This is a genomic window from Anaerococcus faecalis, assembly GCF_013371425.1.
GTDB classification, from domain to species: domain Bacteria; phylum Bacillota; class Clostridia; order Tissierellales; family Peptoniphilaceae; genus Anaerococcus; species Anaerococcus porci.
In genome coordinates, this window is the sequence record NZ_JABVBA010000002.1 from 39,649 (window position 1) to 50,685 (window position 11,037).

Genomic DNA, 11,037 nt, shown 5'->3' on the forward strand with positions numbered 1-11,037 from the left:
TATACTCTTAATGTATAATTGTATTACAAGTAATACAATAGGGAGGTCAATATGGCAAGTATATCTTTTAGAGTAAGTAAAGATGAAGAAAGGCTAATTAAAGATTATGTAAAAGTTAATAATCTGAATTTATCCGAAACTTTAAGAAATTTGATACTAGATGAAATTGAAGATGATTTAAAATTAGATGAAGAAAGAATATTGGAAGCTCAAAATAGGATAGGCAAGGAAAAAGCCTATGACCATACAGAAGTCTGGGAGAAGTTAGGTGTATAAAGTAGAAATCTTAGAAAGTGTTTATAAAAAGCTTTCTAAGATGGATAAGCAGACAGTAAGGGTTATTAAAAATTGGGTAATAAAAAACTTAGTAAATATAAAAGACCCTAGAACCAAAGGAAAAGCTTTAAAAGGTGATTTAAAAGGCATATGGAGATATAGGGTAGGGGATTATAGGATGTTTGCTAAAATAGAAGATGACAAAATGATAATCTTTATTATAGACCTAGGACACAGAAGAGAAGTTTATAAATAGAGTAGTTGGCAATTAAGACAGTTTAAAGGCTGTCTTTTTTAATGTAAAATATAGCAAATATAAAAAGGAGTGATAAATGAGTACTCCAACACCAAAAGAAGTAAATACAATAATAACCGATAATGGGGCATTACAGGCAATAGCAGTGTTTGTTATTGCTATTTTAGTGTTTTATTTTGTCGGAAAAATTTTAATGGAAAGACAAAAAATTAAACAAGAACAAAAAATGAAAGATGAAGATCGAGCGTTTGAGAGAAAGCAAAGAGAGGAGGACAGAAAAGAACAAAGAAAAAGAGATGAAAGGGAAGAAAAAACAAGGGAAGAAAATACAAAAGCCTTGCAGGATTTAATAAAAGAAGTGACAAAAGCAGTAGAAAATAGCAACTCTAGTGTTTTAGCATTAGGGGATAAGCTTACAATACACGAAAGTAACGCTAATTGTAACTTTAAAGAAGTAAATGAAACTATAAAAGATTTAAAAGATATGCTTAATATAGCTATAAATGTGCAAGATGACCTTGCAAAAAAAGAGATGATAGAAGAATTAGACAAAAAAATAGATAAGTTGTTTGATGAATTAAAAAAATAATAGGGACTAGGGTAGAAACCTAGTCCTTTTGTATAGCAAAAAATTAGGAGGATTTTATGGCAAATGTAGAAAATATGATTACTTATGCTAAAAGTAGATGGCATGTACCTAAGTATGTAATGGGTGGTGGACGAATAGGGGCAGAAGCTTCTTATAATTCTAATACAGACGATTGCTCATCTTTTGTTTATAAGTGCTTAAAAAAGGGCGGATTTATCCCAGAAACAATGTGGAATGGCTCTACCGAGGATTTATTTAAGCTTGCTAGACAAGGCAAATATCTTAAAGAAATCTCTTATAAAGAGGTAAGACGAGGTGATATATTCGTAAAAGGACGTGAGGGTGGTTCTGGTGGTGAATATGGACATACAGGTATATTTTTAAGAAAAGGTGAAATAATACATTGCAACGCTGGGCAAAATTGGACAGTAACAACAAACAACGAATCCGAGGGATATTGGTATTATTTAGACAATAGCTATTATCCTGTAAGATATTTTAGACCGATAGGCAATGTAGATAATACTACAGAAAGAACAGAAATAAAACAAGAAGAATATAGTGGTGGAAAGAAATTTATTAAAAACGAAAATTGGTATGGTATAACCCAAGCTGTATGTAACGTAAGAGCGGATGCAAGCACAAACTCTGCAATAGTTGCACAATATGGCAAAGGACAAAAAATAAACTATGACAGTGTGTATGAGGGTGATGGTTTTAGGTGGATATCTTATATTGGATATTCGGGCGAAAGAAGATTTGTAGCTTATAGACAATTAACAGGAGATACTACACCTTGGATAAAGTTTTAATTGACTTATAGTATTATATGTAGTATTATTTAATTAAAGAACAAACCCATTTATACTAGAACAGTTTAACCACGCTGTTCTTTTTTTATGCTTAATACTTGAAATATGATATCATATATAGTATTATATAAATAGGAAGGAGGTATAAATGGGTAAAAAAGTGGTTAAACTCATTATTAACCCACCTATTTATGACATATGAAGAAGGATTTGCAATACTATTTATCATTACCATATACTATAATTACTAAAGAAATTAATGATGAAACAGGTCATTATTATGCTGGTAGAGTGGAAGAATTATACGATGTAAAAACAGTTGGTGGTACAATAGAAGAATTGTATAAAAATATTCGTGAATTATTAGAAATGGCAATTGAAGATAGAATCGAAGATGGTGAAGAAATACCAGAACCAATTGAAGAAAAATACTCTGGTAGGATATTAGCAAGAATCCCTAAAAGTTTGCATAAGTTTTTAGCGGAGCAAGCACAAAAAGAAAATACATCATTAAATCAATTAATTTTGTATAAATTAAGTAAATAAGTTTTAAGCGATTACATAAGTAGTCGCTTTTTTAATGAGAAAATATTAAAAAGGTTTTAAAAATTATTTGACACTATGCGTATTAATGTGTATAATAATAGTGTAAGGAGGAAATCATTATGCCAATGACGTCAAAGCAAATGATTAAGTTCTTAAAGAAAAATGGATTTACCTATATACCATCTGGTGATGGTTCTCACAAGAAATTCAAAAACTTTAAGACAGGTAAGATTACAACAGTACCTGACCATGGAGGAAAAGACCTACCTAAAGGTACAGAAAATGTAATCTTAAAACAAGCGGGGCTAAAATAGCCCCTCCTTACTAAATTTAAAGGAGTGTATTTATGTTTATATCTTATCCAGCTGTATTTTTAAAAGATAAAGAAAGTAATGGCTATACAATTTTATTTCCAGATTTACCAGGATGTATTTCATGTGGGGATGATATAAAAGATGCCTTATATATGGCTAATGATGTCTTGGGTGGCTACTTATTTGATGATTATTCTAAATTAGAAGATCTACCCAAATCATCAAGGTTAGAAGATATTGACATTATGAATAGCATTGATGAAAATGGTAAAGAATATTTTTCTTATGAAGGAAGTTTTAAATCATATGTAGGTCTTGATTTGACAGATTATGTTAAAAAATATGATAATAGAACGGTAAAAAAGAATGTAACTATACCATCTTACTTAAACGAAATGGGGAAAAGTGCTAATATAAATTTTTCTAAGCTTTTAACAGAAGCTTTAGAAAAGGAATTTGAAATAGAATAAATTAAGTAAATAAAAAAATTTTAAGCGATTACATAAGTAGTCGCTTTTTTAGTGTTTAAATTTAAAGGAGTTTAAAAATGGAAAATATATTAAATAATTTAGGTCTAACTATTGTTACTATAGCTTTATTTGCAGTAATTAAAATTGCTGTAGATCAAGTTAAAGAGTATACAAAAAATAATATTAAGAATGAGAAAGCAAAGAGGGCTATTGATAAGGCTTTGGAGATTGTAACTCTTGCTGTTAATACTACTAATCAAACTTTTGTAAAAGAGTTAAAAGATAAAAATGGATTTGGTAAAGGAGAAGCAGAAGAAGCTTTTAATTCATCTAAAAGGGCAGTATTAGATATGTTGGATAAAGAAACTAAAGAAATCTTAGAGGAAGAGTTTGAGAATACTGATAAGTTTTTGAATTCTGCTATTGAGTCTAAGGTTTGGGAGAGTAAGAGAACTTGAAAAAAGATTAAGGGGGTATTATAATGTTTGTAAGAGAAGCAACCTCTTAGACCACAAAAAAGCCCTTGATCAACCCTCAAGGAAATTAGATAAGATACGATTCTTCATGAATCAAAGACAAAAAAAGACGGTAGCTGCAACTACCGTCTTGTCTTTTACTTGTTTTTGCTTTTCTTATTAATATATCTTAAGATAAGAGCAACTAACAAGGGAAAAATAAAATTTTCCATTAGATAAGATACTATCTCCATATAATCACCTCCTTTATAGGAGATGATAATATAATAGCATATATTATTATGGTTTAAAAGGATATATATTATCAGTCCCCTTAAGTGGGGGCTTTTTTTGTGCGAAAAAATAAAAAAGTTTTAAAAAGTGCTTGACTTATGGGTAGCCTTATATTATAATATAATTAACAAATAAGAAAGGGGGCAGTAAAATGACAAATGAACAGTTTCAAAAGGTAATTCAATTGATTTTAATAATACTTGAAAAAAGTAAAAATCTTGAAGAAGCCAAAGAAGAAATAAGAAAGTTACTATAAGGCTAGGGGCTTAGCCCCTTAGCTAATTGTTAGGAGGATATTATGACAGATAAGGAATTTAAAGAGTTTTTAAAAAGTGTTTTGGAGCTTTTAGAAGAAAGTAAAGACTTAGAAGAAGCTAAGAAAAAACTAAAAGAAAAATACTTAAAATATGAAAGATAAAAAGAAAATGGGTAGACCAATTAAAGGTGATTATCCAAGAAATAAAAGACTTTCGTTGAGGATTTCTGAAAAAGAGATGAAAGATATAGAGTATTGCTCAAAAAAATTAAAGAAAACAAAAATAGATACTGTAATGGAAGGTATTTATTTATTAAAAGATAAAATTAATTAAAATAAAAAAAGAGATAGATTGACAAATGAACAAAATAGGCAAACTATCTCTTAGGTAACGACATATAAAATATCGTTACTCTTATTATACCATATAGGAGTTAAAATATAAATGAACAACATAACAATTAACAATAACAGTATAGAAAGAAAATTATACAATAACCAACCAGTAGTAACTTTTAAAGATATAGACTTGGTGCATGAAAGAGTATCAGGAACAGCAAGAAGAAATTTTTATAAGAACCAAAAACATTTTATAGAAAATGAAGATTATTATCTTGTAACTGTTGAAAATGCTAAATGTACGAAATTCGTACATTCAAATATACCACCTAAAGGGCAATACTTTTTCACAGAAAGCGGATACCTAATGTTAGTAAAATCTTTTACTGATGATTTGGCTTGGGAGGTTCAAAGGCAATTAGTAAATTGTTATTTTAGAGAAAAAGAACAAACTTATCAACAATTAGAACTAGAGCCTTACAAACTTGTTAAGAAAACATATAAGGGTAAGCCTGTTATGACTGTAAATGATTTGGTTTATTTAACTGATTTTGAAAAATCTACTTTAAATCTTCACATTAGAGCGTATAAGATAGGAACTTTACTTGAAAAGTCTGAATTATATAAATTTAAGCTTGAGAATACTAATATTTCTAATAGAATAAGTAGTTTATATGTTTTAAACTTTGATGAGGTTAAAAATATTTTGAAATATTTTGGTCTTTTAGATAAGTGCAATAATGAAGTTGATAAGTATTTCAATATTTTTGAAGTAAAAGAAAATAAGGATAGCAAGGCTATTACTCTTTTAAGATTTTACAATTTGATAAACCTTGAAAGGTCATTGAATATGTTTTTTGTGGATAAGAAGTTAAAAGAAGATTTGACCGAGGTTATTTCCAAAAAATATATTGAACTTGGTTTATTGGATAAGCCTTGTAGAAATTTGAGTATTAATACCTTAGAGGGGTGGAATCTTTTTGTAAAGAAAGATGAATATAAACGTGATTTGATTAAGTAATTGTAGAATGACCACTGGCTTTTTGCTGGTGGTCTTTTTTTGTGTGCTTGTTTTTTATAAAAGCACTTGATATATTTTACTATCGATAGTATAATATAAATATAGAAAGGAGGTAAGCAATGGATATTATTGAAAAAATAATAAGCCTTGTAACTGCGATAGTAACACTAACAACTGCTATCATACAGTACAAGGCAAGCAAGAAGGATAAATAATTATCCTTCCCCCTTATGGGGTCAATAATATAATACTTCATCCATTGTTAAAAGCAAATGACTTTAAGGATTATAACTTTAATAATATCAGTAGTAGCTTTAGTTATCTCAATAAAAGCTTATAGCAATTCTAAGAAAAGGTAGGAGAATGTATGAATAAGAATAGTAGTCAAACAGAAGCTAATAAAAAATGGCAGGATAAGAATAGGGAGTATACAAGATATCTTAACGCTAGGAGTGCAGCTAGGGGGTTTATAAGAAATAAAGCTACACTTGATGATTTGGAGGAGTTGAGATTATTGATTTCTGAAAGGGAAGAAAAGTTAAAGGATAATTAAGTTTAAATAGCCGCTATTTCATTATAGTGGCTATTATTGATTTAATAAATTTTAATAAAGCCATACGCTATATATAGATATTTTTTTGTATTTTATATGTAATTGCTTATTTTTAAATTAAAGTAATAGGATAAGGTATACTCACTAAATAAATTGTCTTAAATCATAAAATATGAAGTGTTATTGGAATTTCAAGAATAAAAAGCATAATAAAAATAATTTATCAAAATATTTGACAATATATACCCTATAGGGTATACTAATAATGAAAGGAGGATAGTATAATGATTGAATTAAAAAAATGGAAAATAAAGACTTTGAAAATTACCATTACAATCTTTATTTTCCAAATTGAACTAGAAATAGTTAAAGGCTCTTAAGCCTTTGACTATTCACAATCATTATACTTATGAAATTATGAAGTTCAAATTTGAATGCAAACTAGTAAAGCCTACAGTTGAAAGTACAATTAATTTCATTATATTTATATTAATTGTTATCTTGATTAAAAAAGTATATTTCTAGGAGGTATTATGTCAGAGAATAAAACAAGTGAAGCACAAAGAAAAGCCAATGAAAGATGGAGAGAAAAAAACAAAGAGAAGAATAAAATCTATCAATTAAGGTCTCAGGCTAAAAGATTTATTAATGAATATTCAGATGAGAAAGATCTAGATGATTTAATTGAATTGTTAGAGGAAAGAAGAAAAATATTAAATAAATGAGGGAGCTTGTTTGCTCCCTATATTTTACTATTGTCTTTTTGTTACGTGTTACGATTGTTGTTACGTTATTTAATATTATATATGGTAATATGGTTTTAACGGTTTTAATTAAATATTCATTTTTCTATATATAAAGCTATATATGGTTATATAGAATTTAGTTTATGAGAATCCTCAATGCCGCGCCATTTTTTGCAAGATAGCTTATTTTAAATGTTTATAGGCTGTCTTATTTGTGACTTGCCATTGTTTTCAGAACCTTTCTGTAGTTGTTATATTTTAATTTTTAAAGGATAGTATAGGTTTACACTATATTTTGTCTTTTTAATATCCATAATTGAATGTTTTGCGGTATTTCTTTCATGTTTCATCTTTTAAGTTTTTAAACAAATAAAAAAACAGTAAACCTTTTTTGATTTACTGTTAGACTCATTTGGATTAAGTTTTTTAATCACAAAATCAGTTGCAACGTTAAATTTATGCTATTACAAATTCTTTATTTTCATTTTATCAGCAGCGGTATTTTTTCTGATAAAAAAACAATCCTCAATGTAAAAACAAATTATCATAAGCGCTTGTAATAATGATGGGAATGCTACTAATGTTAGAGAATATGGAATTGCAACTATAATAGAAATAGTCCAAACAATAATTGGCAAAATCCATCTGTTCATTTTCTTCTTTTTTACAAGTTGAATCTCAAGTCCTGCAAATATAACTCCAAAAATTATAACAAGTATCAATAATTCTTTATTCATTTTCTTGACTCCTTTCCCTATATTTATCAATTAACTTTTTTGTTGTGTCATAATCATATTTATCCTGTAATGCTAAAGATTTGATAAATTTAATATATGGATCTTCATCTGTTTCCATAAGCTCTATTTTTTCAATTAGCTGATTGAGATTATTTCTAATAATGTGATAAGAAGTATCATAATACTTCGCTATACTCTTCAATGAACCTGATTCTAAAATAAATTGCTTTATAAAGGATATCTCATTGTCATCAAGATTAAATATCCAATCATTTTTCATAATCTTATCACTCCTTTTTGTTTTATTTATTATATCATATTTTAAAAATAATTCAAGTTTTTGCTATATTTTTAAATTTTATTTAATTAATATTTTATTTTTTTGTATTTCATATTCTCCTTATTGTAGTTCTAATATTTAATTGTATAAGTTTCTTTTTCTCTTTAAAAATTTTGTAGCTTTCAATATGATTTTCTCTATTATTTAAGGATAAGATTTTCAAAAACTCCTATTAAATTTTCTTTTTGTGGCGAAGTAGATTTATTATTTTATATTTTTGGCGTTTTGTAATTGCCATTTTTTAAATTTATTTTCTAATTATTTTCATAAAGAATATATTTTTTGATTTTTCTTTCTGTTTTTTATATTCCTTTAATGTAACATTATTAGTTGAATATGACAATGCGGTTTTTATCTTTCTTATCGTTTAAGCAATATCTAAATAAATTCTGATTTTTACTAAATTTTCTTTAATACGTTTTTTACATGCTGATTAGCTAAATAATCAAGTTTTTATTGGAAAATCCTTGTGGTATAATTGTAATGAGGTAATTATGGAAAGAAAATGTTATGCTAAAATTAACTTAAGCCTTGATTCTCTTTACAAAAGAGAGGATGGTTATCATGAGATTGATAGCATTATGACAAGGATTAGTTTATATGATAAGTTAATAATAAATAAAAATAAAAATGGAAAGTTAAATATTAAAACAAATAAAAAAGAATTAGATAATATTAGTGATAATCTTATATATAAGGCTTGGGATTTACTTAAGGACAAGGTAGAAGATCCAGGTCTTGATATTGTACTTGAAAAAAATATACCCATAGCAGCGGGTCTTGCAGGAGGTTCAACCAATTGTGCAGAAACTTTAATGGCTTTAAACGACTTATGGAATCTAAATTTATCCATGGAGGGTTTATTTAATTTAGGAAAAAAACTTGGTGCAGATATACCTTTTTTCTTTTTAAAAAAGTCAGCAAGAGCTCAAGGTATTGGTGAGATTTTGACTCCATTTGATATAAATCTTGATATGAAAATACTTCTTATAAATGATGGGACTCAAATATCATCTAAGTTTGTTTACGATAGGCTTAAAGATTATGGCACAATTGATAATATTAAACTTATAAAGGGTCTCGAAAATTCTCGAAAATCTGTTGTAAAAAAATTTGAAAATGTCATGGAAGATGTGGTGTATGAAGCATATCCTCATCTTAGAGAAATAAGAGATAGTCTTTATAATTTTAAATGTGAAAAAGCTCTTCTAAGTGGGAGTGGTGCAAGTATTTTTGCTATATTTTTTGATGAAGATGATATTAGTAAGGCATATGAAAATCTAATAAATAAGTATAAATTTGTAGAAAGGGTGAGTTTAATAGATGACTAATATAGGAGTTTTTGACTCGGGACTTGGTGGTCTTACAGTACTTAGAGAGTTAGTAAAGGAAAAAAGGGCAAACTATTACTATCTTGGAGACAATAAAAATATTCCATATGGTAATAGGACTAGAAAAGAAATTAAAGACTTATCTAAAAAAATTGTTAAATTTTTAGATAAGAAAGATATAGATTTTTTTATAGTTGCTTGTAATACTATGTCTGTTCTTGCCCTAGATGACTTAAAAAAATATTTTAATAAAAAATTCATATCTATATCTGAAGCAGGTGTAAAAGAGGCTTTAAATGTCGATGGTGATGTTTTTGTAATGGCAACAAAAGCTACTTGTGAAAGGCATTTTTATAAAGAAAAAATTGAGGAAAATTCAAATAAAAAAGTTTATGAAGTAGCTTGTAAAAAATTAGTAGATTATATAGAAAGCGGTTATATAGAAGGTGAGAAGCTTGATAGAGATCTAAAAAATTACTTAAAGCTTGCTAATGAGAAAAAAACAGAGAATATAATTTTGGCTTGTACTCACTATCCAATTATTGAAGACCAGATTAGAAAAAACTTGTTATATGAAGCAAATATAATTGATCCTGCTAAGGTTCTTAGTGAAAATATTAAATTCAAGGAAAGCAAAGATACAAATATAGAGATTTATATGACTGATGCAAATGATGTAACTGAAAAGATGGTTCAAAAAATTATGAATATGGACATAAGTGTAAAACAAGCCAATATTTAAAAAATATTACATAGATTTTACATGAATTTAAATTAAATAAAAAGGGGAATATATATGATATATGCAGTTATAGATATAGGATCAAATACAATTAGGCTTTCTGTTTATAAGGAACGAAATGGCAAAATTTATAATCTTTTTAATGAAAAAGAGGGAGCAAGTCTAAGGTCATATATAGAAAATGGAAAGTTAAATGATAAAGGAGTAGAAAGGCTTCTTCAAACTTTAAATGAATTTAAGTTACTTATTAATAATTTTGATGAGATTAACAATGTTTATCCATTTGCTACAGCTACAATTAGAAATTCTTCAAATAGGACTGAGATTTTACAAAAGGTAAAAGATGAGATTGGTTTTGAAATAGAAATTATATCTGGTGAAGAAGAATCAAAGCTTGCCTTTATTGGTGCCAACTCATCCCTTGCTATTGATAAGGGAGTTTTAACTGATATTGGTGGTGGTTCTAGTGAAGTTGTGATTATTGAACAAGGAAAGGTTATCAAATCAACTTCTTTAAATACAGGTTCACTTTCAGCCTATAATGATTATGTAGATTTTTTATTTCCTAATAAAAGGGATATGAAGAATATAGAAGCAGAAATTGAAAATTCTTTAGTTGAAAATAAGTTTTATAAGGAATATCATGATACACTTTGTGGTGTAGGTGGATCAGCAAGAGCTAGCCTTAAACTTTATAATGAATATTATAATTTAGATAAGTCTAATTCAAGTATGGATAGAAAAAAGCTTAAAGATATGACTAAGGATATTATAGATTATGATAGTAAGAAACTTTTAAATTTGATTTTATCTGTAAAAGCTGATAGAGTTCATACTCTTATACCAGGAATGATTATACTTAATAAGATTGCTAAGTACTTTGATTCAGACATTATAAATATTAGCCAAACAGGTGTAAGAGAGGGGTATGTATATAGCAAAGTTTTAAGAAAGGAATAA

17 protein-coding genes are annotated in these 11,037 nt (G+C 27.5%); 15 read left to right on the forward strand and 2 right to left on the reverse strand.

Annotated elements, in window-relative coordinates; all coding sequences use genetic code 11:
• The first annotated feature begins 51 nt into the window (after nt 1–51).
• The 12 genes from relB (at nt 52) to HV819_RS02350 (ending at nt 6,906) form a co-directional block, all read left to right on the forward strand.
• A complete protein-coding gene (gene relB, locus HV819_RS02295; protein ID WP_154539430.1) occupies nt 52–276 on the forward strand; it encodes a type II toxin-antitoxin system RelB family antitoxin in 225 nt (74 codons plus the stop codon).
• Nucleotides 269–532, forward strand: coding sequence for a type II toxin-antitoxin system RelE family toxin (locus HV819_RS02300; RefSeq protein ID WP_176269420.1), 264 nt, complete (start codon nt 269–271; stop codon nt 530–532). The genes relB and HV819_RS02300 overlap by 8 nt, the downstream gene beginning before the upstream one ends.
• 76 nt (nt 533–608) lie before the next feature.
• Nucleotides 609–1,121, forward strand: coding sequence for a hypothetical protein (locus tag HV819_RS02305; protein ID WP_176269421.1), 513 nt, complete (start codon nt 609–611; stop codon nt 1,119–1,121).
• A 56-nt stretch (nt 1,122–1,177) separates the two neighbouring features.
• A complete protein-coding gene (locus tag HV819_RS02310) occupies nt 1,178–1,933 on the forward strand; it encodes a peptidoglycan amidohydrolase family protein (protein WP_176269422.1) in 756 nt (251 codons plus the stop codon).
• A gap of 210 nt (nt 1,934–2,143) precedes the next feature.
• Entirely contained in the window at nt 2,144–2,479 is a 336-nt protein-coding gene (locus HV819_RS02315) for a toxin-antitoxin system HicB family antitoxin (RefSeq protein WP_216629203.1), read from the forward strand.
• Between the two features lie 119 nt (nt 2,480–2,598).
• Nucleotides 2,599–2,793: a type II toxin-antitoxin system HicA family toxin gene (locus tag HV819_RS02320; RefSeq protein WP_154539422.1), complete on the forward strand. Its 195-nt coding sequence runs from the start codon at nt 2,599–2,601 to the stop codon at nt 2,791–2,793.
• Nucleotides 2,794–2,825: 32 nt separating this feature from the next.
• Nucleotides 2,826–3,263 (forward strand): type II toxin-antitoxin system HicB family antitoxin, encoded by a 438-nt coding sequence (locus tag HV819_RS02325; protein ID WP_154539420.1) that lies wholly within the window; start codon nt 2,826–2,828, stop codon nt 3,261–3,263.
• A 77-nt stretch (nt 3,264–3,340) separates the two neighbouring features.
• Nucleotides 3,341–3,721 carry a hypothetical protein gene (locus HV819_RS02330; protein WP_154539418.1) on the forward strand — a complete coding sequence of 127 codons (381 nt, stop codon included), beginning with the start codon at nt 3,341–3,343 and terminating at the stop codon, nt 3,719–3,721.
• 698 nt (nt 3,722–4,419) lie between these two features.
• Entirely contained in the window at nt 4,420–4,602 is a 183-nt protein-coding gene (locus HV819_RS02335) for a hypothetical protein (protein ID WP_154539416.1), read from the forward strand.
• Nucleotides 4,603–4,713: 111 nt separating this feature from the next.
• Entirely contained in the window at nt 4,714–5,628 is a 915-nt protein-coding gene (locus tag HV819_RS02340) for an ORF6N domain-containing protein (protein ID WP_154539414.1), read from the forward strand.
• Between the two features lie 367 nt (nt 5,629–5,995).
• Nucleotides 5,996–6,181 carry a hypothetical protein gene (locus HV819_RS02345; RefSeq protein ID WP_154539412.1) on the forward strand — a complete coding sequence of 62 codons (186 nt, stop codon included), beginning with the start codon at nt 5,996–5,998 and terminating at the stop codon, nt 6,179–6,181.
• 533 nt (nt 6,182–6,714) lie between these two features.
• Complete coding sequence (locus tag HV819_RS02350) at nt 6,715–6,906, forward strand: hypothetical protein (RefSeq protein ID WP_154539410.1); 192 nt, start codon at nt 6,715–6,717, stop codon at nt 6,904–6,906.
• 485 nt (nt 6,907–7,391) lie between these two features.
• Here the strand turns inward: HV819_RS02350 and HV819_RS02355 are convergent, their stop codons facing one another.
• The gene (locus tag HV819_RS02355) at nt 7,392–7,664 is read right to left on the reverse strand and encodes a hypothetical protein (protein ID WP_154539408.1); all 273 of its coding nucleotides are present in this window, start codon (nt 7,662–7,664) and stop codon (nt 7,392–7,394) included.
• The gene (locus tag HV819_RS02360; RefSeq protein ID WP_154539406.1) at nt 7,657–7,944 is read right to left on the reverse strand and encodes a DUF2089 family protein; all 288 of its coding nucleotides are present in this window, start codon (nt 7,942–7,944) and stop codon (nt 7,657–7,659) included. Before HV819_RS02360 ends, HV819_RS02355 begins: the two co-directional genes overlap by 8 nt.
• A gap of 554 nt (nt 7,945–8,498) precedes the next feature.
• On the opposite strand from HV819_RS02360, the gene ispE reads away from it, so the two are divergent.
• From ispE to HV819_RS02375, 3 genes are read left to right on the forward strand one after another with little or no spacing between them, the layout of a single operon-like run.
• A complete protein-coding gene (ispE, locus tag HV819_RS02365; protein ID WP_154539404.1) occupies nt 8,499–9,335 on the forward strand; it encodes a 4-(cytidine 5'-diphospho)-2-C-methyl-D-erythritol kinase in 837 nt (278 codons plus the stop codon).
• On the forward strand, nt 9,328–10,077 hold the full coding sequence (murI, locus tag HV819_RS02370; RefSeq protein ID WP_154539402.1) for a glutamate racemase: 750 nt from the start codon (nt 9,328–9,330) through the stop codon (nt 10,075–10,077). Before ispE ends, murI begins: the two co-directional genes overlap by 8 nt.
• Before the next feature lie 54 nt (nt 10,078–10,131).
• A complete protein-coding gene (locus HV819_RS02375; protein ID WP_176269423.1) occupies nt 10,132–11,037 on the forward strand; it encodes a Ppx/GppA phosphatase family protein in 906 nt (301 codons plus the stop codon).

Coding starts and splice junctions, on each gene's coding strand:
- relB (WP_154539430.1), top strand. CDS start 52: ATGGCAAGTATATCTTTTAGAGTAAGTAAAGATGAAGAAAGGCTAATT.
- HV819_RS02305 (WP_176269421.1), top strand. CDS start 609: ATGAGTACTCCAACACCAAAAGAAGTAAATACAATAATAACCGATAAT.
- HV819_RS02310 (WP_176269422.1), top strand. CDS start 1,178: ATGGCAAATGTAGAAAATATGATTACTTATGCTAAAAGTAGATGGCAT.
- HV819_RS02320 (WP_154539422.1), top strand. CDS start 2,599: ATGCCAATGACGTCAAAGCAAATGATTAAGTTCTTAAAGAAAAATGGA.
- HV819_RS02325 (WP_154539420.1), top strand. CDS start 2,826: ATGTTTATATCTTATCCAGCTGTATTTTTAAAAGATAAAGAAAGTAAT.
- HV819_RS02330 (WP_154539418.1), top strand. CDS start 3,341: ATGGAAAATATATTAAATAATTTAGGTCTAACTATTGTTACTATAGCT.
- HV819_RS02335 (WP_154539416.1), top strand. CDS start 4,420: ATGAAAGATAAAAAGAAAATGGGTAGACCAATTAAAGGTGATTATCCA.
- HV819_RS02340 (WP_154539414.1), top strand. CDS start 4,714: ATGAACAACATAACAATTAACAATAACAGTATAGAAAGAAAATTATAC.
- HV819_RS02345 (WP_154539412.1), top strand. CDS start 5,996: ATGAATAAGAATAGTAGTCAAACAGAAGCTAATAAAAAATGGCAGGAT.
- HV819_RS02350 (WP_154539410.1), top strand. CDS start 6,715: ATGTCAGAGAATAAAACAAGTGAAGCACAAAGAAAAGCCAATGAAAGA.
- HV819_RS02355 (WP_154539408.1), bottom strand. CDS start 7,664: ATGAATAAAGAATTATTGATACTTGTTATAATTTTTGGAGTTATATTT.
- HV819_RS02360 (WP_154539406.1), bottom strand. CDS start 7,944: ATGAAAAATGATTGGATATTTAATCTTGATGACAATGAGATATCCTTT.
- ispE (WP_154539404.1), top strand. CDS start 8,499: ATGGAAAGAAAATGTTATGCTAAAATTAACTTAAGCCTTGATTCTCTT.
- murI (WP_154539402.1), top strand. CDS start 9,328: ATGACTAATATAGGAGTTTTTGACTCGGGACTTGGTGGTCTTACAGTA.
- HV819_RS02375 (WP_176269423.1), top strand. CDS start 10,132: ATGATATATGCAGTTATAGATATAGGATCAAATACAATTAGGCTTTCT.